At 46.1% G+C, this 23,808-nt stretch carries 19 protein-coding genes; 11 read left to right on the top strand and 8 right to left on the bottom strand.

Going from position 1 to position 23,808, the window contains the following annotated elements; translation table 11 throughout:
- Positions 1-154: 154 nt before the first annotated feature.
- From hemB to ACYJZR_RS00500, 4 genes are all read left to right on the top strand, one after another.
- A complete protein-coding gene (gene hemB, locus ACYJZR_RS00485) occupies positions 155-1,216 on the top strand; it encodes a porphobilinogen synthase (RefSeq protein WP_005489689.1) in 1,062 nt (353 codons plus the stop codon).
- 141 nt (positions 1,217-1,357) lie between these two features.
- On the top strand, positions 1,358-1,792 hold the full coding sequence (locus tag ACYJZR_RS00490) for a GNAT family N-acetyltransferase (protein ID WP_005459779.1): 435 nt from the start codon (positions 1,358-1,360) through the stop codon (positions 1,790-1,792).
- Positions 1,793-2,408: 616 nt separating this feature from the next.
- Entirely contained in the window at positions 2,409-5,201 is a 2,793-nt protein-coding gene (gene polA, locus ACYJZR_RS00495) for a DNA polymerase I (protein WP_406966247.1), read from the top strand.
- 193 nt (positions 5,202-5,394) lie between these two features.
- A complete protein-coding gene (locus ACYJZR_RS00500; protein ID WP_438356636.1) occupies positions 5,395-5,442 on the top strand; it encodes a small protein SpfP in 48 nt (15 codons plus the stop codon).
- Positions 5,443-5,958: 516 nt separating this feature from the next.
- Here the strand turns inward: ACYJZR_RS00500 and yihA are convergent.
- Complete coding sequence (gene yihA, locus ACYJZR_RS00505; protein ID WP_005456829.1) at positions 5,959-6,618, bottom strand: ribosome biogenesis GTP-binding protein YihA/YsxC; 660 nt, start codon at positions 6,616-6,618, stop codon at positions 5,959-5,961.
- Between the two features lie 159 nt (positions 6,619-6,777).
- Between yihA and ACYJZR_RS00510 the strand changes: the two genes are divergently transcribed.
- The 5 genes from ACYJZR_RS00510 to hemN all read left to right on the top strand — a co-directional run bounded on the left by ACYJZR_RS00510 (position 6,778) and on the right by hemN (position 11,447).
- Complete coding sequence (locus tag ACYJZR_RS00510) at positions 6,778-7,395, top strand: c-type cytochrome (RefSeq protein ID WP_005478649.1); 618 nt, start codon at positions 6,778-6,780, stop codon at positions 7,393-7,395.
- Positions 7,396-8,193: 798 nt separating this feature from the next.
- Positions 8,194-8,832 (top strand): class I SAM-dependent methyltransferase, encoded by a 639-nt coding sequence (locus ACYJZR_RS00515; RefSeq protein WP_005456816.1) that lies wholly within the window; start codon positions 8,194-8,196, stop codon positions 8,830-8,832.
- Positions 8,832-9,374: a Der GTPase-activating protein YihI gene (yihI, locus tag ACYJZR_RS00520; RefSeq protein ID WP_005496687.1), complete on the top strand. Its 543-nt coding sequence runs from the start codon at positions 8,832-8,834 to the stop codon at positions 9,372-9,374. Before ACYJZR_RS00515 ends, yihI begins: the two co-directional genes overlap by 1 nt.
- A gap of 7 nt (positions 9,375-9,381) precedes the next feature.
- Positions 9,382-9,870, top strand: a complete 489-nt coding sequence (locus tag ACYJZR_RS00525) for a DUF2489 domain-containing protein (protein WP_005456843.1) — start codon at positions 9,382-9,384, stop codon at positions 9,868-9,870.
- A 185-nt stretch (positions 9,871-10,055) separates the two neighbouring features.
- Positions 10,056-11,447: an oxygen-independent coproporphyrinogen III oxidase gene (hemN, locus tag ACYJZR_RS00530; protein WP_005496689.1), complete on the top strand. Its 1,392-nt coding sequence runs from the start codon at positions 10,056-10,058 to the stop codon at positions 11,445-11,447.
- A 69-nt stretch (positions 11,448-11,516) separates the two neighbouring features.
- Here hemN and add read toward each other — a convergent pair whose 3' ends face one another.
- From add to glnA, 6 genes are all read right to left on the bottom strand, one after another.
- Positions 11,517-12,521, bottom strand: a complete 1,005-nt coding sequence (add, locus tag ACYJZR_RS00535; protein WP_015296070.1) for an adenosine deaminase — start codon at positions 12,519-12,521, stop codon at positions 11,517-11,519.
- 147 nt (positions 12,522-12,668) lie between these two features.
- Positions 12,669-15,215, bottom strand: coding sequence for a phosphodiesterase GepA (gepA, locus tag ACYJZR_RS00540; protein ID WP_020904381.1), 2,547 nt, complete (start codon positions 15,213-15,215; stop codon positions 12,669-12,671).
- 101 nt (positions 15,216-15,316) lie between these two features.
- Complete coding sequence (gene glnG / locus ACYJZR_RS00545) at positions 15,317-16,720, bottom strand: nitrogen regulation protein NR(I) (RefSeq protein ID WP_015296072.1); 1,404 nt, start codon at positions 16,718-16,720, stop codon at positions 15,317-15,319.
- Positions 16,721-16,778: 58 nt separating this feature from the next.
- Entirely contained in the window at positions 16,779-17,789 is a 1,011-nt protein-coding gene (gene glnL / locus ACYJZR_RS00550; RefSeq protein WP_202986959.1) for a nitrogen regulation protein NR(II), read from the bottom strand.
- Between the two features lie 167 nt (positions 17,790-17,956).
- Positions 17,957-18,538 carry a DUF4124 domain-containing protein gene (locus ACYJZR_RS00555; RefSeq protein ID WP_042763498.1) on the bottom strand — a complete coding sequence of 194 codons (582 nt, stop codon included), beginning with the start codon at positions 18,536-18,538 and terminating at the stop codon, positions 17,957-17,959.
- 198 nt (positions 18,539-18,736) lie between these two features.
- On the bottom strand, positions 18,737-20,146 hold the full coding sequence (gene glnA, locus ACYJZR_RS00560) for a glutamate--ammonia ligase (protein ID WP_005456818.1): 1,410 nt from the start codon (positions 20,144-20,146) through the stop codon (positions 18,737-18,739).
- Positions 20,147-20,675: 529 nt separating this feature from the next.
- Between glnA and typA the strand changes: the two genes are divergently transcribed.
- Together typA and ACYJZR_RS00570 are read left to right on the top strand one after the other, a co-directional pair.
- Positions 20,676-22,505 (top strand): translational GTPase TypA, encoded by a 1,830-nt coding sequence (gene typA, locus ACYJZR_RS00565; protein WP_005456840.1) that lies wholly within the window; start codon positions 20,676-20,678, stop codon positions 22,503-22,505.
- Positions 22,506-22,577: 72 nt separating this feature from the next.
- A complete protein-coding gene (locus ACYJZR_RS00570; protein ID WP_023583838.1) occupies positions 22,578-23,120 on the top strand; it encodes an AAA family ATPase in 543 nt (180 codons plus the stop codon).
- A gap of 31 nt (positions 23,121-23,151) precedes the next feature.
- Here the strand turns inward: ACYJZR_RS00570 and ACYJZR_RS00575 are convergent, their stop codons facing one another.
- Positions 23,152-23,793: a DUF2959 domain-containing protein gene (locus ACYJZR_RS00575; protein ID WP_005456820.1), complete on the bottom strand. Its 642-nt coding sequence runs from the start codon at positions 23,791-23,793 to the stop codon at positions 23,152-23,154.
- Between the last annotated feature and the right edge of the window lie 15 nt (positions 23,794-23,808).

The following is a 23,808-nucleotide window of genomic DNA, read 5'->3' on the forward strand; positions in this document are numbered from 1 at the left end:
GTACGAGAAGTATACTTGAGTGTGAGTGCTGGGTCATTTTCAGTTTTTTTCATCGCCTTTTTCCAGATTGTCACTCGCAAGGTGCATCAAGAGTGATATGATTTTGTTCACCAGATGATTTGATCATCATAACCGTCCAGACAAGGAGAAAATGGTGTCTGTATCAATTCAAGGTCCATTCCCTGCACGCCGTATGCGTCGTTTACGTAAACACGATTTTAGTCGTCGTTTGATGGCTGAGAACCAACTTTCCGTGAATGATCTGATTTACCCAATGTTCATCCTTATGGGTAAAGATCGTCGTGAGAGCGTGGAATCCATGCCGGGTGTAGAGCGTTTGTCGATTGATTTAATGCTAGAAGAAGCACAATACCTCGCAAATCTAGGCGTTCCTGCCATCGCGCTTTTCCCTGTCGTAAACCAAGACGCTAAAAGCTTATGCGCTACCGAAGCTTACAATCCAGAAGGTTTGGTTCAGCGCGCAGTACGTGCACTAAAAGAGCACGTGCCACAAATTGGTGTGATTACAGACGTCGCACTAGACCCGTTCACCACACATGGCCAAGACGGCATCATTGATGAAGATGGCTATGTGATGAACGATGAAACCACCGAAGTGTTAGTTAAGCAGGCATTGTCTCATGCCGAAGCGGGCGCAGATGTGGTTGCGCCATCAGACATGATGGATGGTCGTATCGGAGCAATCCGAGTTGCGCTAGAAGAAGCGGGCTACATTCATACTCAAATCATGGCTTACTCGGCTAAATACGCATCAAACTACTACGGCCCATTCCGAGATGCCGTCGGTTCTTCGTCTAATCTAAAAGGTGGTAACAAGAAAAACTACCAAATGGACCCAGCAAACATTGATGAAGCAATGCATGAAGTCGCAATGGACATCAATGAAGGGGCAGACATGGTGATGGTTAAGCCAGGTATGCCATACTTAGATGTAGTTCGCCGAGTGAAAACCGAGCTGCAAGTTCCGACATTTGCTTACCAAGTATCGGGCGAGTACGCGATGCACAAAGCGGCGATTCTTAATGGCTGGTTAAAAGAGCGCGAGACAGTAATGGAATCACTACTGTGCTTTAAGCGTGCGGGCGCCGATGGCATCCTGACTTACTTTGCAAAAGACGTTGCAGAGTGGTTAGCGGAAGAGAATGCACAAGCCGCTCAGCACCTAAAGATGGCTCGAGAAGCGACAGAAGAGTAATTATCGCTCAGTGAGAAAAACCAGACCGACAATAGTTGTTCGTCTGCATATACCCAAGTAACCTCAGGCGGATTACAAAAGGCTTGTATATCCCAAAAAATCCAAGGTGCTTGGGTATATTTATTTCTGGAGAAGAGAACAATGACAATGCTGATTCGTGAAGGCACGTTGGAAGAGGCACTTCAAGTGGTCACTCGAGTGAAAGAGTTTGCCAACGGAGAAACCTTAGATTCGATGTCACAGCGTCTTGGAGACAAAAACAGCCTAATCCTAGTGGCTGAGAAAAACGGTGCTATTGTCGGTTTTAAAATCGGCTACGAACTGGATGAAGACACCTTCTATAGTTGGTTTGGTGGTGTTGCGCCGCAAGCTCGAAATGAGGGAGTCGCGCAGATGTTGTTAGAGGCTCAAGAAGAATGGGTCGCAGAACAAGGCTATAAAACACTAAAAGTGAAATCTCGAAACCAATTTCCTGCCATGCTCAGATTGTTGTTGAGAAATGGGTATCTTATTGAAAAATTTGAAGAAAAAATTAATCTTCGTGAATCGAGAGTGCATTTCATTAAAGCAATGTGAAAATAAATGAGATTTTTTCTCATTTAACTGTTGACTGTTAAATGAGAATCATTATTATTAATACTGTCTTAGGGAATGAGGAAAGTTCACAAGGACGTTGAATTACTGATTAACAGAAGTTGATTAACTGGTGTTGAGAAGGTGATGAAACATTTATCCAAGAACTTGCACGAATTCTTTTTGACACGACATTGCTCACATTGCTTCCAGTGTAATTTATAGCTTCTTGGTTAAGCTGCCATGATATGGAACTGGCTTTACCACTTCTGCTAGGCGACCCAATTGGGTCGCTTTTTTCTTTTCTACGATTTCCATTTGACGTCACTATCCGTAACTTTTCCACATGACATGATCATTTTAAGATCGTTGATCTTCTCGCCTTGTTTAAAAATAATCCTTCAAAAACAACAATATAGATTTGTATTTTTTTGTCTTTTCTATCATTGCACAATCTGTGGATAATTTATATAAACAGAGTTATCCACAGGTGATGGTGGTTTTCTTGAATAAATCGGAAAATTTCCGCGATCTGGATCGAACGAACAAGATAGATTCGGATCAGCAGTCATGGCATCCTAGGCAGATCTATTAAGTACTGATTTGGATACAGACAATTATGGCAAGTATTCCTGAAAATCCGCTGATTCTTATCGACGGTTCTTCTTACCTATATCGCGCTTTTCACGCTTACCCGGGCACGATGAGTAATGGTGAAATCCCAACCAACGCAGTTTACGGTGTGGTGAACATGCTACGCAGTATGATGCGTCAATTTGCGTCTGAGCGTATTGCGGTGGTGTTTGATGCGAAGGGTAAAACCTTCCGTGATGAGATGTATTCAGAATACAAAGCGAATCGTCCACCAATGCCGGACGATCTGCGTTGCCAAATTGAACCTTTGCACAACGTTATTCGTGCGATGGGGTTGCCGTTGATCTGCGTTCCTGGCGTGGAAGCAGATGACGTCATCGGTACGTTGGCTTACCAAGCCTCGCAACAAGGCATGCCTGTTTTAATCAGTACTGGCGATAAAGATATGGCTCAGCTGGTGGATGACAACATTACCTTGATCAACACCATGACGAACGTCGTGATGGATCGTGAAGGGGTGGTGGAAAAATTTGGTATTCCGCCAGAGTTGATCATCGACTATCTAGCGTTGATGGGCGATAAAGTCGATAACATCCCTGGTGTACCGGGCGTGGGCGACAAAACGGCGACCGCTTTGCTGCAAGGCATTGGTGGCCTTACTAAGTTGTACGAAAATCTGGATGATATCGCGGCACTTGGTTTCCGCGGTTCGAAAACCATGGCGAAGAAGCTGGTCGACAACAAAGACAATGCTATGCTGTCTTATGAGCTGGCTACCATCAAGCTGGATGTGGAACTGGAAGAAACACCAGAGTCGCTACTGAAAGCAGAGCCAAACAAAGACGAATTGATCAAACTGTATGGTCAGTTGACGTTTAAGTCTTGGCTGAACGAATTGCTTGAAGGCGGCTCAGGCACTGTCGAAGCAGTTGAACTTGCAGGCTCTGCGCAAGCATCATCTTCTTCTTCGCATGCTGAAATGGAAACCTCAGCGGTAACGATTGATCGCAGTCAGTACGAAACCATTTTGGACGAAGCTTCTTTCAATGCGTGGCTAGAAAAACTCAAAGCGGCAGAGCTGTTTGCTTTTGATACCGAAACGGACAGCCTTGATTACATGGTGGCGAACCTTGTTGGTTTGTCATTTGCTATCGATGAAGGTATTGCGGCTTATGTCCCTGTCGCACACGATTATTTGGATGCGCCAGAGCAACTGGATCGCGATTGGGTTCTCGAGCAGCTGAAACCGATTCTTGAAGACGACGCTCAAGCGAAAGTCGGTCAGAACCTAAAATACGACGCGTCTGTGCTGGCACGTTACGGCATCGAGATGAAAGGCATCAAATACGACACCATGTTGGCGTCTTACGTTTACAACAGCGTAGGCGGCAAACACGACATGGACAGCTTGGCACTTCGTTTCCTACAACACAGCTGCATTTCATTCGAACAAATCGCGGGTAAAGGTAAAAACCAACTGACCTTCAACCAAATTGAGCTTGAGCAAGCATCGCCATACGCAGCAGAAGATGCAGACGTCACGCTTCGTCTGCACAATCGTCTGTTTGCTAACATCGAACAAGATGAAAAGCTAAAATCGGTTTACGAAGAAATCGAAATGCCGCTAGTCCCTGTTTTGTCTCGCATTGAGCGCACAGGTGTTCTGATTGATGACATGAAGCTGAGCGCTCAATCGGTAGAAATCGCAGCCCGTTTAGAAGAGCTTGAACAAAAAGCTTACGAAATCGCAGAACAAGAGTTCAACATGAACTCGCCGAAGCAGCTGCAAGCTATCCTATTTGAAAAAATGGGCCTACCTGTTGTGAAGAAGACACCATCTGGCACACCTTCAACCAATGAAGAGGTGTTGCAAGAGCTTGCGTTGGATTACCCACTGCCAAAACTGATCCTAGAATACCGTGGCTTAGCGAAGCTGAAGTCGACATACACAGACAAGCTGCCGAAGATGATCAACCCTTCAACTGGTCGTGTACACACCTCTTACCATCAAGCGGTGACTGCGACAGGTCGTTTGTCGTCTACCGATCCAAACTTGCAGAACATTCCAATCCGTAACGAAGAAGGTCGTCGTATTCGTCAGGCGTTTGTAGCTCCTGCTGGTTACAAGGTTCTGGCTGTCGACTACTCGCAAATCGAGCTGCGTATTATGGCGCACCTTTCTGGCGACCAAGCGCTGCTTGATGCCTTCCGCGACGGTAAAGACATTCACGCAGCAACCGCAGCAGAAATCATGGGAGTGTCTATTGATCAGGTATCAAGTGAGCAGCGTCGCCGTGCAAAAGCGGTGAACTTTGGTCTGATTTACGGCATGAGCGCATTCGGCTTGGCAAAACAGCTGGGCATTCCTCGTGGTGAAGCGCAAGCATATATGGACAAGTACTTCGAGCGTTACCCAGGTGTAATGCAGTACATGGAAGACACGCGCAGCGCAGCAGCTGATAAAGGTTATGTAGAAACCATTTTTGGTCGACGTTTGCATCTGCCAGAAATCAAATCGCGTAATGGTATGCGTCGTAAAGCAGCAGAACGAGCGGCGATCAATGCGCCAATGCAAGGCACTGCAGCGGACATTATTAAGAAAGCGATGCTGCTAGTGGATCAATGGATTCAAGAAGAAGGCAATGGTCGCGTAAAACTTTTGATGCAAGTACACGATGAACTGGTATTTGAAGTCGAAGAGTCGTCTTTGTCCGAAATTGAAAGTAAAGTACAAAAATTGATGGAATCTGCAGCAGGGTTGAAAGTGCCTTTGGTGGCAGAAGCTGGTCACGGTGACAACTGGGATCAAGCGCACTAATCATTTTTAAATCAATTTGGTCGATTTAGTATGAGCCAGCGCACAAACGCTGGCTTTTTTGTGTCATTAAAAAAGCAACTTGGATTTGAAAATTAATGTTGCTTAATAAAACTTTCATGAAAAAAAACTACAAAAAATCTTTGCAATTCTGACCAATTGTTGTACATTAGATCGCGTAGGGTACAGAGGTAAGATGTTCTATCTTTCAGACCTTTTGTTTCACGTTATTGGATTAGGCTGATTCAGCCGCCCCAGTCAGTTTTTGACTGGGGCGTTTTTTATTGGGCGAAAGAAAAATTCCTTTTAACTCAGTTTCTTATCCATTTTGGCGCTGTCCTCGCAATTCTCTCTCGCTAACTACTTGCTTCCACTGATTTTTTGTCGTTATTTCTTCGACTCATTCATCCTGTAAATTTACGCCATTCACACTATTATTTTTTCTCGAAAGAAAGTAAGTCGGCCTTTCTGAGGGGTGAAACTTATCTAACTTATTGAATTTAATTTTCTTTATTAATGTTTGGTAAACGAAAAGACTCAAGATTAGAAAAGCAGATGACTTTTTGAACTATTGAAATCATTCGATAGTTCAGTAATGCTTTGCAACATAACAATAATTACCAATTTTTCTCTCCCGTTATCCCTGCCAGGAAGGTGGGGATTTTTATTGCCTGAAATTCCGGTTTTTGCTTTGTCTAGATAAACAAAAGCCCCACCAAATGGCAGGGCTGTGTCGAAAAAATTTAACAAATATTGTTAATTATTCTTCGTTGCTCTCTGGCATCTCTAGATCGTCTTCTTCAATCAGGTGAGCCAGTGCTGGTGCAAACCAGGTATCCAGTTTCGCGCGCAGCTGATCGACCCCTAATCCTTTTAGAGAAGAGAAAACATCAACCGAAACGTCACCACCGAAAGTTTCTACTTGTTTGCGAATTTTCAGAAGTGTCTGTTTACGTGCGCCACTTTTTAGCTTGTCAGCTTTAGTTAGCAACACTTGTACTGGAATACGGCTATCGATAGCCCAGAAAATCATTTGCTGGTCGAGATCTTTCATTGGGTGACGAATGTCCATCAGAACCACTAGGCCTTTTAGGCACTCGCGTTTCTGTAGGTATTCACCTAAAGATTTCTGCCATTTGTTTTTCATCTCTACCGGTACTTGAGCAAAACCATATCCCGGTAGATCGACAATGTGACAACCTTCTTCTACTTTGAATAGGTTGATCAATTGGGTACGACCAGGTGTTTTTGATGTCTTGGCTAAGCTTTTTTGATTAGTTAGACGGTTAAGTGCACTCGATTTACCAGCGTTTGAGCGTCCTGCAAACGCAATTTCGACACCTTCGTCCTCCGGTAAGTGGCGAATATCGGGCGCGCTGGTGATGAAATGCGTATTTTGGTAATGAATTTTTACGCTCACTGTTAACTCCATCTCGACTTTGTGTAGTCGATTGATTACTTTTTTGTGAAATTGTGTAAAATAACCGTGCTCGGCATAAGGTCGCCTATTGTACCATGAGTGTACGCGGTATGTTCACATTCCGTGGTACTGGAAGCTTGATAATTATAATGGAATGTCATGAAGAAATTAGCGCTAATTTTGAGTCTTTTAGCCAGTTGCTCAGTATGGGCCCAAGGTAATATTGAGGCTGGTAAAGCAAAATCACAAACCTGTGTCGCCTGTCACGGAGCAGATGGCAACAGTGCAATCGCAATGTACCCTAAACTAGCAGGCCAACACGCTAAGTATCTTGAGAAGCAGTTAAAAGATCTTAAGCTAGGTATGACAAGTGGTGGTAAACAAGGTCGTTACGATCCTGTAATGAGTGGCATGGCAATGCCGCTAAGCGATGAAGACATCGCAGATCTTGCAGCATACTACTCTTCTCTACCAACTTCAGAAAGCTCGACACCTGAAGATGTGGTAGCAAAAGGTAAAGTGCTTTACACCGCGGGTGATGCAGAGCGTGGTCTAACGGCATGTATGGCATGTCACGGTCCGCGTGGTAACGGTACTGAGCTTTCAGGTTTCCCTAAAATTTCGGGTCAGCACGCTGACTACATCAAAGCTCAGTTAGAAAAATTCCGTGATGGTAACCGTGGCAACGATATGAATGCCATGATGCGTGACATCGCGAAGAAAATGACAGATGAAGATATCGAAGTTCTGTCGAAATACGTTGGCGGTCTGCACTGATACCCCTACATAGTTCGAGCAAAGTTGTACAAAAATGCCCCAGCGATTTCGCTGGGGCATTTTTGTTGGTGATGTGGCTCACACGTGATTTTTGAGGGTGTCATCGATATCTGCTCGAAAGCTTGTAAGACATTTGCCATACCTTCGATTGCGAATGTCTTCTTCTTATTTTTAACCTTTTGATTAATTGATGTTTTTAATTTTTGCGAAAAAATCATCGCTAATATTTCCTGCTGCTAACTTGTGAGTGCGTCGGGATTACGTAAAGTAGAAAGCGTTCACAGGGGGTGAATTGCAGGATTTCAGACCACGGATTCAAGGTCTTCATGGACGCAAGCTAGGATAGCTTGGTGATCGGAAAACGGAATTAGGTAGGCAAGGAGCCTGCTCGATACGGATGGTCATCTCGTCTTATGGTTAAGACAGTGGAAAGGATCAGGCACAGGAAGTTGCTCAGAAGACAGGAAGTAAAGGGATAGCCAAAACTCATCAGGAAGATGAAAAACAACACTTTTTGGCAAGGAAAGCACGAAAAACAAAAGGATTCTTGGTGCACTAAATGCGTGCAACACAGTTTCGCCACTTGATGGCACTTAGAAAGCGACAGTTTGACTGTCGCTTTTTTTATGCCGTTTTTTCTCGGCAACCACCAATCTGAAGAGGGATTACTACACTGATGCCTTTCGATGGGTTCTTAAACAAAGTTTTTTAACAAAAACTGCTGAAAAAGTATTCAGTGCCTCTCCAATCTGAGTCCACTTTCTGGTATGTTTCGCATCCCTGTTTGAGGAAGTCAGCATGCATACCTGTCCTTTATGCCACAATCAGCATACTCGTCACTATTTTGAAGATAAGCATCGCGAATATCTTCAATGTGAGCAGTGCTACTTGGTATTCGTTAATCCAGACCAACGTTTGGATGCGGAAACTGAAAAAGCTCACTATGATTTGCATGAGAACAACCCAGAAGATATGGGCTATCGACGTTTTTTGTCGCGTATTGCTGACCCAATCACAGAGCGAATTTCACCACAATCGAACGGAATCGACTTTGGTTGTGGTCCGGGCCCGACGCTTTCCTTAATGCTAGAAGAAGCAGGGCACAACATGGCGTTGTACGATATTTACTATCACCCAGATACTGCGGTGCTAGAAAAGCAGTATGACTTCATGACAGCGACAGAGGTGATAGAGCACCTCTACCACCCCGATGTGGTGTGGAAGCAATGGTTGAATTTAGTTAAGCCAGGGGGCTGGATTGGCCTGATGACGAAAATGGTCATCGACGTGGAGGCTTTTAAATCATGGCACTATAAGAATGACCCAACTCATGTGGTGTTCTTTAGCCGTGATACCTTCCAGTTCCTTGCTGAGCGGGATAAGCTCGAACTCGAATTTATTGGTAATGATGTAATTTTACTGAGGAAGACCCAGTAATGAGCCGTAAAAAGAAATCTAGAAAGCCGGGTGCCGCTGGCGCACCTGAGTTTGTTGTAACTCGTAACCGTACCGAATCTGACGTTGAAGGCCGTCTACGCAAGCGCGCGAAAAAGCGTAAAGGCTTGAAGACAGGTAGCCGCAACTCAGAAGTTAACGAACAGAAAAAGCAATCTTCTGCGCAAAATCGTGACCCACGTTTAGGCAGCAAGAAGAAGATCCCTCTGATTGTTGAACCAGTGAAGAAGATGACGAAGCAAGAGCGTCGTCTATCTGCGGAACAAGAGCTAGAAATGCTAGAAAATGACGCGCAATTGAACGTGTTGTTGGATCGCATTGAAGCGGGTGAAAACCTAGGTACAGGCCTACAAAAATACGTGGATGAGAAGCTTGATCGTATTGAAAAGCTAATGGACCAACTTGGTCTGCTAGAACCTGAAGAAGAGGAAGATTTTACCGTTTCTTCTGCGAAAGGTTCTCGTAATGACGATGATTTATTAGCGGATTTCGACGATATTAACTTCGAAGACTACAAAGGATAATTAAGCCATGAATGTAACCTTATTAGCTATTGCGGGTGCAGTGATCATTATCGCGCTGGCTTCTTATGCAGGTTACCTTCTGCTTCAATTGAAAAAGCAAAAGGAATTGCAGCTGAAGCATCAAAAGTTGGCGATCGATAAACGTAATGCCAACATTTTTGAGAATGTGCATACCTTGTGTCAGGCAGGCATTCAAGGCCAGTGCGATTTGTCGGAAATCAGTATTCGCGTGTACTGCATCATGGATTATGTTCAAGGTGAGAATCGTGTGAACTTCGACGAAGTGTACCCTGCAATTTCCGAGCTTTACCATATCGTAAAAGATATGGCGCGCGGTGAAGACCGTCAGCAACTTGCCAAGAAAGAACGTATGCAACAGAACCTGACGCGTCAGAAAGCAGAAAGCCGCTTAACAGATGCGATCATCGAGGAACTCAAAGTGTTGCAGAAAAACGTCCAGCCACTGAATAATCAAATCAATATTCAGATGCTTTAACGATAATCCCCATTGGTTTGTTTTATGACCATTGGGGCTATCGTGATCACGCTAGCACTTCTTTGGATTTATAATTAAAAAGCCATCAGGTGTTGCCACGGTTGCCATCGTCGTATGGCAAAATAGCGATTCTGAATATCGGGTGACGGCTTTCGTTGCCCTAGCATTTAACGGAAAGTACCACCATGTCGAATCAACACACTGAATCGAAACAGCAAATCGTCTGGGATCAAGCGGTATTGGATAAGTACAACTATTCCGGTCCTCGCTACACGTCGTACCCAACGGCGCTGGAGTTTCATGAAGCGTTTACCATCTCAGACTATGATATGGCATGCACTCAGTACCCAGAGCGTCCGTTATCGCTGTACGTACACATTCCGTTTTGCCATAAGCTTTGCTACTACTGTGGTTGTAATAAAGTCATTACACGCCACTCGCACAAAGCGGATGAATACCTCGACGTGCTTGAACACGAAATTCGTCAACGTGCTGCATTGCTCGTTGGTCGCACCGTGACGCAATTGCACTTTGGTGGTGGTACACCGACGTTTCTATCTGAAAAGCAAATCACTCGCGTGATGAACTTGCTACGCCAAGAATTTACATTCAGTGATGATGCAGAAATCAGCATTGAAGTAGACCCGCGTGAAATTCAGATCACCATGTTGGATCACCTTCGTAGTGAAGGCTTCAACCGCCTGAGCATCGGCGTTCAGGACTTCAACAAAGAAGTGCAAAAACTGGTGAACCGTGAACAAGATGAAGAATTCATCTTTGCGATGGTGGCACGTGCGAAAGAGTTGGGTTTCCGTTCGACCAACCTCGATTTGATCTACGGTTTGCCGAAGCAGACCAAAGCCTCTTTTGCGAAGACGTTAGAACAAGTGCTGGAAATGCAGCCGGGTCGTCTGTCGGTCTTTAACTACGCACACATGCCGCAATTGTTTGCTGCGCAGCGTAAAATTAAAGACGAAGATTTGCCAAAAGCAGAAGAGAAAATGGCGATCCTGCAAGATACGATCGCAACCTTGACGGGGGCTGGCTACCAGTTCATCGGCATGGACCATTTTGCGATGCCTGACGACGAACTTGCCGTTGCGCAGCGCGAAGGTGTGTTGCATCGCAACTTCCAAGGCTACACCACGCAAGGTGAGTGTGACTTGGTGGGCTTTGGTGTTTCTGCGATTTCAATGATTGGTGATGCGTACGCACAAAACCAAAAAGAGCTCAAGAAGTACTACGCTCAAGTAAATGACCTTCGCCACGCATTGTGGAAAGGTGTCTCACTCGATTCGGATGACTTGCTCCGTCGTGAAGTCATTAAGCAGCTGATTTGTAACTTTAAGCTTGATAAAAAAGCGATCGAATCTGAATTCAGAGTGAAATTTGATCAGTACTTCAAAGAAGACCTGCAATTGCTACAAACGTTCATCAATGATGAGTTGGTGGAAGTGGATGACAATGAAATTCGAGTGACACTGCGTGGTCGCCTGCTTATCCGTAACATCTGTATGAGCTTCGATAAATATCTGCGAGCAAAAGCGCGTCAGCAGCAATTCTCTCGCGTGATTTGATCATCACTTGCCGATTCCAAATGCAAAAAATGCCAGCAAATGCTGGCATTTTTTATAATTTTGCGCTGATTAAACGCGATCTTTAACTTTTTCTTTCAGTTCTGCTTTTTCTGCATCAGAAATGAAAGCAAGCTCAAGGCCATTGATTTGCGCTTGGCGAATCTGCTCTTGGCTCAGGCCGGCTGCTGGTGCCGCCACTTCGTATTCGTAAGGTAGCTCAATACCTTCTACCGCAGGATCATCCGTATTTAGACACGCTAGAACGCCGTGGTCTAGGAACTGTTTCAGTGGGTGATTTGCTAGAGAATCGACCGTACTGGTTTGGAAGTTCGACGTCAGGCACGATTCGATACCGATACGGTTTTCCGCTAGGTAATCCATCAGTTTTGGATCGTGAATCGCTTTCACACCGTGGCCGATACGCGTTGCACCAAGCTCTTGAATGGCTTGCCACATGCTTTCAGCGCCCGCCGCTTCACCAGCGTGAACTGTCACGTTTAGGCCTGCATCACGTACTTGTTTGAAGTGAGAGACAAAGCGATCGCCCGGTTGACCAAGCTCATCACCTGCAAGGTCTACTGCTACGATGTGGTCTTTCTGGCTTAGAATGGCATCCAGTTCTTGCTGACATGCATCTGTGCCAAATGTGCGGCTCATGATACCGATAAGGTTCGCTTTGATGCCAAAGTCTCGCATGCCTGCTTGTACGCCATCGACAACCGCTTCAACCACGCCAGCGACTGGCAATTTGTGTTTCATCGCCATGTAGTATGGTGAGAAACGCAGTTCGGCGTAATCAATTTGTGCGTTTAGCGCATCTTCAACGTTTTCATAAGCAACGCGACGACAAGCGTCAAGATCGCCCAGTACTGCTACGCCCCAGTCAAGCTTGGAAAGGAAAGCAACAAGAGATGGTTCCGCTTCGACAATTTGAACGTGTGGAGTGAGAGACTCAATATCGTACGCTGGCAGAGCAATGCCAAATTTTTGGCCAAGCTCAAGGATAGTCTTAGTACGAATGTTACCGTCAAGGTGGCGGTGCAAATCAGTTAGAGGAAGATTCTTAGTTATCATTATGTCGATCCGGATAGTTATGAACTGGAACAGGGCCCAAACATTATCTGTGACAATACATGGGTAAGATTTGCAGTTAAGTATAAATAACAGTTAGGTAGATTGTCAGTAGAGGATGACTAGGAATTCAACGATTCTCGCTCTTTTCTACTTCATGTTAACCAAATGTGTTGGCCATTCATCCAGAGGAATTGGGCGACTGTAATAGAAACCTTGGACTTGATGGCAGCCCAGAGAACGCAACAGTTGCGCTTGCGTGCTGTCTTCTACACCTTCTGCCACGACATTGGTTTTTAATCCTGCGGTGATATTGATCACTGCGGCTACTACTGAGCTGTCGAGGTTCTCTTTGGTGAGCTGATTGATGAACGTGCGATCGATCTTCAAGCAAGTGAACGGCAGTGAATGCAGATAACCAAGGGAAGAGTAACCCGTACCAAAATCATCAATGGCGATGCCAATGCCCATATCACGCAACTTCGTCATGTTTTCCAGAGTCGTTGGTGCGCTATCAATAATGCGCGACTCGGTGATCTCTAACGTGAGGTTTTTGGCGGGCAGCTTGGTGACATCCAGCACTCGTGTCACGGTGTCGACAAACGCCGGACAGGAGAGCTGATTGACCGAGATGTTCACGTGCAATTGGAAGTCTGACGGCCACTGTTTGTTCTCGATGGCTTTGTATGTGTCTCGGCACGCTTGCAGCAAGATTTGTTGGCCAATGGCTTTGATCATGCCGCTTTCTTCCGCGATTGGGATGAAATCTAATGGTGAAATCATACCGCTTTCGCTATTCCAGCGAGCTAGGGCTTCGGCGCCACATACGTTACCACTCGCGAGATCGATGATCGGCTGATAATGAGGCACAAATTCGCGCTTGTCGATGCCCGTTTGCATCTTCGTGAGCAGCTGAGTACGAAACTTCGATGCGCTCGCGAGTTCTGGGCTGTAGTAACAAATGCCCGTCAGTGGATCTTGCTTCGCGTAGCTCAGAGCAATGCTGGCATTGCGTAGCCAAAGCGGCATGTTCTCACCATGCTTGGTTTGCACAATCCCTAGTGAGATCTTCATCACCACGCTTTCACCTTCAACCATAAATGGTGCTGCGAACAGTTGTTGTAGGCGACGTTCTGTTAAACGGATGTCTTCGTCTTTATCCATATCTGGCATAAACAGAGCGAACTCATCACCACCAATTCGGGCCAGCATGGTGTTGTCTGGGAATTGCTGCTTCAGCCTTTCTGCGATGCTAACCAACAGCTGATCACCATTGTGGTGTCCCACGCTGTCGTTGATATCTCTAAATTTGTTGATCCCCAATAAGAACAAACTACCGTGACACAAATTGGGTTTGTTTTCGCAGATTTCGATTAATCCTTGGCGGCTGTAGAGTCGAGTTAATGAGTCATACACCAGCTGATCGCGCAGCGCCTTAAATGAGGCTTTGAGGTTGCTGGCCATTTCATTAAAGGCTTTTGCGAGCACGGTCGTTTCGTACACACGGCCAGGTTGGGGCATTGAGCTATCCCAATCGCCATTTGCTAGGTGTTGAGCTGCATCGGCAGTGGCGTTGATTGGTCGAGTCACGCGTTCGAATATGACCCAACTAAAGCCGATGCCAAACAAGCTGACGACGATACCAACAATCCAGCTTTTCTCTTGGCTTTTCGGTAAGAGGCCAAGCAAATCAGATTCCGAGATAGAAGTGCCGATGAACCAAGTTAAACCGTTTGGATCGTAGTAGGGCGTGATACGGCTAAAAATACGTTGGCCGCTGTGGTCAAACTCAAACGTGTACGGTTGGTCTGTATGGTACAAGTCAAAACCACGCACGCGGGAGGCGCTGATTTTGATGATCGGGTCTGCGCTTTCAGAGGCGAACAAGCGTTGACCTTTATCCGAAAACTTTGTGCCCCAAGACACCACGCTGCCAGGGCCAGAATGTGCCACTAATCGGTGTTCCTGGTCCATGATAAAGACCGATGCTTTGGTGTTCTTCTTGATGACGCGTAGAAACTCGTTGAAGGTATTGATACGAATATCCGTCACCAATACGCCCGCAAATTCTTGGTGTTCGTACACCGGTGTCATAGCAGATAAGGTGATGTCTTGGCGCTCATCCGCATTGGTGTAGATTTTTGACCACATCGGTTTTTCGTCTTTGGCGACCGGTTGATACCAAGGACGAGTTCTTGGGTCGTAAGGCGTGATGACAGTACGAATATCGTTACTGACATGATCTGTGCCGTAGATGATTAACTTACCATCGGTGTATTTATCTTGAACCATCAAGGTGTAATCGTCGGAGATCTCGCGACGAAAACCCGCGAAATCGCCAGTTTCTGAACCAAAAGCAATCACGTCCAGCTGCGGAATAGAACGGTATAGGTTCTGAAACGCGCTCAATAAGTAGGCTTGGACATCTCGCGTATCATGGGGATGGTACAGGTTGTGATAACTCACGTTATGAGCAAGCGTCATCACCGCCGTAAACGGTTTTCGCAGATAACTATTGAGGTGGTCGTAGACACTTTCGGTCAACACCGACAGCTGTTTATCGCTGATGTCGGTCACCACCTCTTCATAGCTTTGTTTTTGGACGTAGACAATCACACCGATAGCCAGTAAGAAAATCATCACAAAAGGGATGAGTACAGCAGTACGTAGTGTAATTTGAGTCTTTGCAGTAGACATTGCCTAGTCACATTAGGGATGGTTCACCTTAATTGTACTGACATTTCTGTTAATATCGAGCGCTAAGCACTCTCATTGTTAACTCACTGCTTAAGTGACGGTCAGTACAACTCTTTTAACTTTCTGGTTAGCGTATTGCGTCCCCAGCCTAATACTTTAGCGGCATCTTGCTTGTGACCTTTAGTGTGCTCCAATGCAGCTTCTAATAAAATGCGCTCAAATTCTGGTAATGCGAAAGAAAGTAGTTCTTTATCCCCCGCAGCGAGCGATTGACGTGCCCAGTCCGCCAATTGTTCTTGCCAGCTGCCTTTGGTTGAATCCGAAATGGTCTTCTTCTCTTCCAAAAGCTCTGAAGGCAAATCGTTCGGTAATACTTCACTGCCACTCGCCATCACGGTTAACCAGCGACAAATGTTTTCTAGCTGACGTACGTTGCCCGGCCAATTGAGTCGATTGAGAATTTCGACTGTCGACGGGTGCAAGGTTTTGGTTTCCACTCCAAGCTCATCTGCGGCGCGTACCAGAAAGTGTTGTGTGAGCTTTTCAATATCTTGTTTGCGTTCACGAAGCGCAGGAATTTGTACGCGAATGACGTTCAAGCGGTGGAACAAGTCTTCACGAAAATCGCCTTGGTGTACCAGCTTTTCGAGGTTTTGGTGCGTGGCGGCGACAATACGTACATCGACACGAATCGGAGAGTGACCACCAACACGGTAGAACTGACCATCCGCCAACACGCGCAGCAAACGTGTCTGGATATCCAGTGGCATGTCACCGATTTCGTCCAAAAAGAGCGTGCCTCCGTTGGCTTGCTCGAAGCGGCCTTGACGAACACTGTTCGCGCCCGTAAATGCGCCTTTTTCGTGACCGAACAACTCAGACTCAATCAAGTCTTTTGGAATCGCGGCCATATTGAGAGCGATAAAAGGTTTGTTGGCGCGAGGGCTATGGCGGTGAAGGGCATGAGCAACCAGCTCTTTACCCGTACCGGACTCACCGTTGATCAGAACGGAAATCGACGAGCGAGAAAGGCGGCCAATAGCGCGGAACACTTCCTGCATTGCTGGCGCTTCACCGATGATCTCTGGCGTGTCGGCCGGGGCATCTTCTGAAGACAATTGCTCGCGTTTGTTTTCATGGCTGTGGGCAATCGCACGTTCGACCAGCGTTAAGGTTTCATCGATATCAAACGGTTTTGGCAGGTACTCGAACGCGCCTTTTTGATAGGCGTTAACGGCGGCATCTAAGTCGGAATGCGCGGTCATGATGATCACGGGCAAATCAGGGTAATCACGTTGCACTTGCTTGAGCAGTTCTAATCCGTCGATACCGGGCATGCGAATATCAGACACCAGTACGTCTGGCACTTCGCGCTCAAGCGCCATCAAAACGCTTTCCCCATCGGCATAGGTTTCGCATTTTATGTTGGCTGAGGAGAGCGTTTTCTCCATCACCCAGCGAATTGAACTGTCGTCATCGACGACCCAAACATATCCTTTACTCATGTACTAATCCTTGCAGCAAAAACCGTAAATAGGCGCTCAACGAAATCCATTCGTGAGGTCAAATCGGCAAATATATTGTAAAAGTGGTGTGGCCAGGCCAGCTTTCAACGTCGATTTTTCCGTTGTGCTGGTCGATCAAATTTTGTGAGATGGACAACCCAAGTCCGGTGCCGCCTTCGCGCCCGCTGACCATGGGATAAAACAAGGTGTCCTGTAATTCAGGTGGAATGCCCGGCCCGTTATCGGTGATCTCGACGCGCGCCGCTAATTTGCAGCGTTTGCCATGAATGTTGGCTTGATGCACCGTTCTGGTGCGAATGGTGATGTTGCCGTGCTCTTGATGAGCAAGAATTTGTGCCGCGTTGCTGACGATGTTCAGCATCGCTTGTTCTATTTGATCCGCATCCATCAAAATCTCAGGCAAGCTCGGGTCGTAGTCGCGTTCGATGATGATCGAGTTTTGAGATTCTAACTCGACCAATTGGCGTACTTTCTCCAGAATTTGGTGCAGATTTTCTTGTGTCTTTTTGCCCGGTTTCTGTGGGCCAAGTAGGCGGTCGACTAACGCTCTTAGTCGATCGGCTTGTTCGATAATGATGTGGGTGTATTCGGTTAACGATGGATCGGGCAACATTTTTTCCAGCAGCTGCGCCGCACCGCGTAATCCGCCAAGTGGATTTTTGATCTCATGAGCTAAACCGCGCACGAGCAGTTTGGCGGCTTGTTGCTGTGCGTGTTGGTTGAGCTCTTGAGTGAGGCGTCGTTGTTGATCTATTTTGCGCATTTCAACCAATAGCATGAGCTGTCGTTGCCAAGTGATTGGACTTACTGTGACTTCCAGCATTAGCGGACGCCCATCGACGACAAACGTCACGTCACTGTCGGTAATGCTTTGGCCACTTTGCAATGGCTGAGTCAGTAAGGCCAAGTCCAACGATGCATGCTGAATCAATTGAGAAAGCGATTGTTCGACAATGCGTTTGGCGCTTTGCGAAAACAACAGCTCAGCGGCTGGATTGGCATAGCGGATGGCCAATCCATCATCAAGAATCAGCGTTGCTGTGACCATGTTGTTGAGTATGGCACTAGGGAGACTGGTATCCACATTACGTCCTTGTTTGCGTTGAGATTGTGCAATGCACAATAATGGTGCAATAGAACGTTAAGTATGGCGAAGAAAGCTCAGAAGAAAAAGTAAAAAGCCTCATTGTGATGCGACTTTTTTACTCCGATTTTCTATTTTGCCCCTTTTACGGTCGGCTTAACGCTTGCTCTATGTAAATGCACCGTTATAGGGCTAGTAGATGCAATAAGCTTGCCGCTTCGTTTAGCATGAACCGCGATAGTATGTGTGCCGCGATCGATGTTGTTTAATTGCCAAGTGAGCTGCGTTTGAGGTGCGCCATAAGGTTTCCCATCGAAGAACAGTTGCAGTTGTTCACCAATGCCCAGCTTACGATTGGCTTCCAGCTGGATATTGATCAAGCCACGATTACTACGAATGGTTTCATTGTGTTGAGGTGTGAGCATCGCCAGCTGCAAAGGTTGAGGCTTATCCGATTTCTTTTCTGGCTCTTCTTCTGGCTCGGGGGCTGCTTTGGCTTGTGGCGCAAGTGATTCTGTGCTCTCGACTTCTGGTGCTGGTGCACTGGCTTCAAGATTGGGCAATGCGATGGTCTTCGCGCCTTGGTTTGGGGTGTCACTGAAGTGCACTACGCCGTTTTCGTCTACCCAAGTATAAGCGACCTGAGCCGAGGCTACAGAGGCCAGTAGCGTGCCGCTGAGTATACATAGCGATGGAATAAGCTGAACTTTCATGGCTCACCTTCTTTTGATCGATGATTTCACGTTTCAATGGCTTAGGCCTTTGACCTACAAGGTAAAAATAGCCCAAGCGTATTTTTATTATCCCCTCATGTTAAACGGCGAATCTTGACTGACGAATACAAAAAAGGCCCGCCTGCGAGGCGAGCCTAATATTTTGTTACTGTGTTTACATTTTACACAGTTTGAACCTTATACAGAGTAGTAAAGTTCGAACTCAAGTGGGTGAGTTGCCATGTTGATGCGCTCAACGTCTTTTGACTTAAGTGCGATGTAAGAATCGATAAAGTCGTCAGAGAATACGCCGCCCGCTGTTAAGAACTCACGGTCTTCGTTTAGTGCATTTAGAGCCACTTCTAGAGACTCAGCCACTTTAGGAATCTCAGCTGCTTCTTCTGCTGGTAGATCGTAAAGGTCTTTGTCCATCGCTTCGCCTGGGTGGATCTTGTTCTTGATACCGTCAAGACCAGCCATCAGTAGACAAGCAAACGCTAGGTATGGGTTTGCTGCTGGATCTGGGAAGCGAGCTTCGATACGACGTGCTTTCGGGCTTGGTACCACTGGGATACGGATAGAAGCTGAACGGTTACGTGCAGAGTAAGCAAGCATAACTGGTGCTTCAAATCCAGGTACAAGACGCTTGTACGAGTTTGTTGATGGGTTAGCAAACGCGTTGATTGCACGAGCGTGTTTGATGATACCGCCGATGTAGTAAAGCGCTGTTTCAGATAGACCGCCGTACTTGTCGCCAGCAAACAGGTTAACGCCGTCTTTTGCTAGAGATTGGTGAACGTGCATGCCAGAGCCGTTGTCGCCAACGAGTGGTTTAGGCATGAATGTCGCTGTTTTACCAAATGCGTGAGCAACGTTATGTACTACGTATTTGTAAATTTGGATTTCGTCAGCTTTCGTTGTTAGCGTATTAAAACGAGTTGCGATTTCGTTTTGACCCGCAGTCGCCACTTCGTGGTGGTGCGCTTCAACAACTAGGCCCATTTCTTCCATGATTAGACACATTGCAGAGCGGATGTCTTGAGAAGAGTCAACCGGAGCTACTGGGAAGTAACCGCCTTTAACGCCTGGACGGTGGCCTTTGTTACCGCCTTCGATGTCGCTGCCTGTGTTCCATGCTGCTTCGATGTCGTCAATCTTGAAGAAAGAACCTGACATGTCGTTAGAGAACTTCACGTCATCGAATAGGAAGAATTCTGGCTCAGGACCAACAAGCACTGTATCTGCGATACCTGTTGAGCGCATGTAGTCTTCAGCGCGTTTTGCGATAGAGCGTGGGTCACGGTCGTAACCTTGCATTGTTGCAGGTTCTAGGATGTCACAACGGATGTTTAGCGTTGCATCTTCCGTGAATGGGTCAAGCACAGCTGAAGATGCGTCGGGCATCATTACCATGTCTGACTCGTTGATGCCTTTCCAGCCAGCAACTGATGAACCATCGAACATTTTACCTTCTTCGAAGAAGTCTGCATCGATTTGGTGAGCAGGAATCGAAATGTGCTGCTCTTTACCTTTTGTATCAGTGAAGCGTAGGTCAACAAACTTTACTTCGTTTTCTTGGATCAGCGATAGAACGTTTTCTACTGACATCTTGGATAACCTCCAGTGTTAATAAGCGGTAAAAGCTCGACTTATGAAATATTCATGAACCCGGCATAGATTAATCTTTTTGACTTTTCATTAATCGATGCTGTGTTTACTAAAGCCAAAACCGTGCCAAAAAAAATATTCCATTAATTTCAATGAATTGTGTTTTTAGATGCTAGTTTGGTGCAAATGATTGCACCAAAATGATCTACGTCTGCACTAAAGTGGTGCGAATTAAGATTGTTGCACCACAATGTGACAGCAGCATTGCTTATTCAGCCCAGTTTTTGAGCAAGAGTCAATTTGTATTGTGCAACGATTAGAATAAAGTTGTGTTTTATCAATTCGTTCAGCGGAAGAAAGTGGGCATTAAGCGTAAAATTCACAGAAATGCTCGGGAGTAGATCACATATTTCTAGGCTTTTTGCTAAAATCTGGTACATTATGGCCGTTTTTTTAATCAGCAAATGTCACCAGAGAGCACCCGTTCTCAGCGTGGGGGCATTTCATCTATCTAAGTGAATCAATATCCATGGCTACTCCACAGATTGATAAATTAAGAAATATCGCGATTATCGCGCACGTTGACCACGGTAAAACAACGTTGGTTGACAAGCTGCTACAACAATCAGGCACGCTAGAGTCTCGCGGTGAAGCTGAAGAGCGAGTCATGGACTCGAACGACATCGAGAAAGAGCGCGGTATTACAATCCTTGCTAAAAACACAGCAATTAACTGGAACGATTACCGTATCAACATCGTAGATACTCCGGGACACGCGGACTTCGGTGGTGAAGTAGAACGTATCATGTCGATGGTAGACTCTGTACTACTTATCGTTGACGCGGTTGACGGCCCAATGCCACAAACGCGCTTCGTAACGCAAAAAGCATTTGCGCACGGTCTTAAGCCAATCGTTGTAATCAACAAGATTGACCGCCCAGGCGCTCGTCCTGATTGGGTTATGGACCAAGTGTTCGACCTATTCGACAACCTAGGTGCAACTGATGACCAGCTAGACTTTAAAGTGGTTTACGCATCAGCACTTAACGGTTGGGCTTCTCTAGAAGAAGGCGAAACTGGCGAGAACATGGAACCACTATTCCAAACTATCGTTGATGTTGTTGACGCACCAAATGTTGACCTTGATGGTCCACTACAGATGCAAGTTTCTCAGCTAGACTACAGCTCTTATGTTGGTGTTATCGGTGTTGCTCGTGTAACTCGTGGTAGCGTTAAAGCAAACCAACAAGTAACTATCATTGGTGCTGACGGTAAAACTCGTAACGGTAAAGTTGGCACAGTAATGGGCTACCTAGGCCTAGAGCGTCACGAAGTTGAGCAAGCTAACGCAGGTGATATCATTGCGATCACTGGTCTTGGCGAGCTAAAAATCTCTGACACTATCTGTGCACAAAACGCAGTAGAAGCACTACCTGCACTGTCTGTTGATGAACCGACAGTAACGATGACGTTCCAAGTAAACACGTCTCCATTCGCTGGTAAAGAAGGTAAGTTCGTAACTTCACGTAACATCCTTGAGCGTCTAGAGAAAGAATTGGTACACAACGTTGCACTACGCGTTGAGCAAACAGACGATCCAGACAAATTCCGCGTTTCAGGCCGTGGTGAACTTCACCTATCTATCCTGATCGAAAACATGCGTCGTGAAGGCTTCGAGCTTGCAGTATCTCGTCCAGAAGTAATCATCAAAGAAGAAGATGGTCAGCTAATGGAACCGTTCGAAACCGTAACTATCGACGTTATGGAAGAGCACCAAGGCGGTATCATGGAGAACATCGGCCTACGTAAAGGTGAGCTAAAAGATATGGCTCCAGACGGCAAAGGCCGTGTACGTATGGACTTCATCATGCCATCTCGTGGTCTGATCGGTTTCCAAACGGAATTCATGACACTAACTTCTGGTTCTGGTCTTCTTTACCATACGTTCGATCATTACGGCCCTCACAAAGGCGGTAACATCGGTCAACGTGTTAACGGTGTACTTATCGCGAACGCAGCTGGTAAAGCACTAACGAACGCATTGTTCAACCTTCAAGAGCGTGGTCGTCTATTCATCGGTCACGGTGTAGAAGTTTACGAAGGCATGGTTATCGGTATTCACAGCCGCGACAATGACCTAACAGTAAACGCACTGAAAGGTAAGCAGCTAACCAACGTTCGTGCATCTGGTACAGATGACGCACAGGTTCTTACTCCGCCAATCGTTATGACTCTAGAACAAGCTCTAGAATTCATCGATGACGACGAACTAGTAGAAGTAACACCTGAAAGCATCCGTATCCGTAAGAAATTCCTAACGGAAAGCGACCGTAAGCGTGCTTCACGTTCAGCAAAATAATTTGCTGTAGCGGATTAGCTTAAATACAAGCCCCGAGTTAAGCTCGGGGCTTGTTGTTTTTAGGGAGATAACATGAAGCCGATTGTGATTACCGGTGGTCCAGGAGCGGGCAAAACAACGTTACTCAACGCGTTAGGCAAACAAGGCTACGCCACGTTTGCTGAAGGCTCACGCTCGTTGATAGAGCAGCAAAGTGCGTTGGACAATGGCATTTTGCCGTGGACCAATCTGCCTGAGTTTGCCAAATTGTGTCTGAACCTAATGAGTGAGCAAAAGCGTGAAGCGTTGAATACTAACGTGGCTTTTGTAGATCGCGCGATTCCAGATATTGTTGCTTATCTGCAAGTCGGTGGTTGTCACGTTGACCAAGCTTTCTTAACTGAAAGTGCTGGGTACCATAGTCAGGTGCTTACTTGTCGACCTGAAGCGTCCATTTACGTACAAGATGAAGTGCGTCCGCACAGCTTTGAAGAAGCGCTGAAAATCCATCAAACCCTAATCAATACTTATGTTGAGCTCGGATATCAAGTGGTGGAAGTGCCATGGGGCAGTGTCGAAGATCGCGTGGGCTTTGTTCGAAGAGTAATAGGCTTAGTCGGCGAGGTAGCAGACTAAAACCTCCTCGCGAGGAGGAGGCCTGAATGATTTACTTTTGATTAAGCTTTTGCAGGAACTTATCCGATTCAGCGATCGCTTCGTTCATTTGTTTGATGGCAAATTGAATGTCTTTCTCTAAGCTAGAGAACTCGCCTTGCAAAGAACCAATCGCACTCGCGTTGAGGTTGTGTTTTAGATACAGCGTGTTATCACGCAGTGTGTTCAGCACTGGCGTCATCTTTTTCTCTGCGCGCTTCATTGCGCTGAGCATGGTTTTATAAGAGGCTTTGGTTTCACGCAGTTTTTGTTCGCTTGAGCGGCGCAGTTTCGCGCTGGTGTACAAGTCTAGTTCGCCTTGCCATTCTTCAAACAGGGCATCAGAGACATCTTCGATTGCAGCAATACGGTCACGCACATCTTGAGCGGCTTTTTCGCTGTCTTCGTATTTGTCATTGATGTTGTTGTAAACGCTTTCTAATTCACCACCGTCAAAATTGGTTAGTGCTGATAAGGCTTCAAGTGCGCTAGTGAATTCTTCTTGTGCTTCTTGTTGTGATTCTTTGGCATCTTCCACTCGGTCAACCATAATATCTCGTTTATGGTAGCCCACTTGCTCCATCGCAGAGTAATACGCAGATTGACACCCTGTTAAAGTGAAAATTGATAGTACAATTGCTAATAAATAAGGCATTCTTATGTCCTCGAC

This window comes from Vibrio sp. RC2502 (assembly GCF_054850435.1).

Excerpts from the sequence above, each read along its gene's own strand:
- ACYJZR_RS00490 (WP_005459779.1), top strand. The coding sequence starts at position 1,358 with ATGACAATGCTGATTCGTGAAGGCACGTTGGAAGAGGCACTTCAAGTG.
- polA (WP_406966247.1), top strand. The coding sequence starts at position 2,409 with ATGGCAAGTATTCCTGAAAATCCGCTGATTCTTATCGACGGTTCTTCT.
- ACYJZR_RS00510 (WP_005478649.1), top strand. The coding sequence starts at position 6,778 with ATGAAGAAATTAGCGCTAATTTTGAGTCTTTTAGCCAGTTGCTCAGTA.
- ACYJZR_RS00515 (WP_005456816.1), top strand. The coding sequence starts at position 8,194 with ATGCATACCTGTCCTTTATGCCACAATCAGCATACTCGTCACTATTTT.
- yihI (WP_005496687.1), top strand. The coding sequence starts at position 8,832 with ATGAGCCGTAAAAAGAAATCTAGAAAGCCGGGTGCCGCTGGCGCACCT.
- ACYJZR_RS00525 (WP_005456843.1), top strand. The coding sequence starts at position 9,382 with ATGAATGTAACCTTATTAGCTATTGCGGGTGCAGTGATCATTATCGCG.
- hemN (WP_005496689.1), top strand. The coding sequence starts at position 10,056 with ATGTCGAATCAACACACTGAATCGAAACAGCAAATCGTCTGGGATCAA.
- add (WP_015296070.1), bottom strand. The coding sequence starts at position 12,521 with ATGATAACTAAGAATCTTCCTCTAACTGATTTGCACCGCCACCTTGAC.
- gepA (WP_020904381.1), bottom strand. The coding sequence starts at position 15,215 with ATGTCTACTGCAAAGACTCAAATTACACTACGTACTGCTGTACTCATC.
- glnG (WP_015296072.1), bottom strand. The coding sequence starts at position 16,720 with ATGAGTAAAGGATATGTTTGGGTCGTCGATGACGACAGTTCAATTCGC.
- glnL (WP_202986959.1), bottom strand. The coding sequence starts at position 17,789 with ATGGTCACAGCAACGCTGATTCTTGATGATGGATTGGCCATCCGCTAT.
- ACYJZR_RS00555 (WP_042763498.1), bottom strand. The coding sequence starts at position 18,538 with ATGAAAGTTCAGCTTATTCCATCGCTATGTATACTCAGCGGCACGCTA.
- glnA (WP_005456818.1), bottom strand. The coding sequence starts at position 20,146 with ATGTCAGTAGAAAACGTTCTATCGCTGATCCAAGAAAACGAAGTAAAG.
- typA (WP_005456840.1), top strand. The coding sequence starts at position 20,676 with ATGGCTACTCCACAGATTGATAAATTAAGAAATATCGCGATTATCGCG.
- ACYJZR_RS00570 (WP_023583838.1), top strand. The coding sequence starts at position 22,578 with ATGAAGCCGATTGTGATTACCGGTGGTCCAGGAGCGGGCAAAACAACG.
- ACYJZR_RS00575 (WP_005456820.1), bottom strand. The coding sequence starts at position 23,793 with ATGCCTTATTTATTAGCAATTGTACTATCAATTTTCACTTTAACAGGG.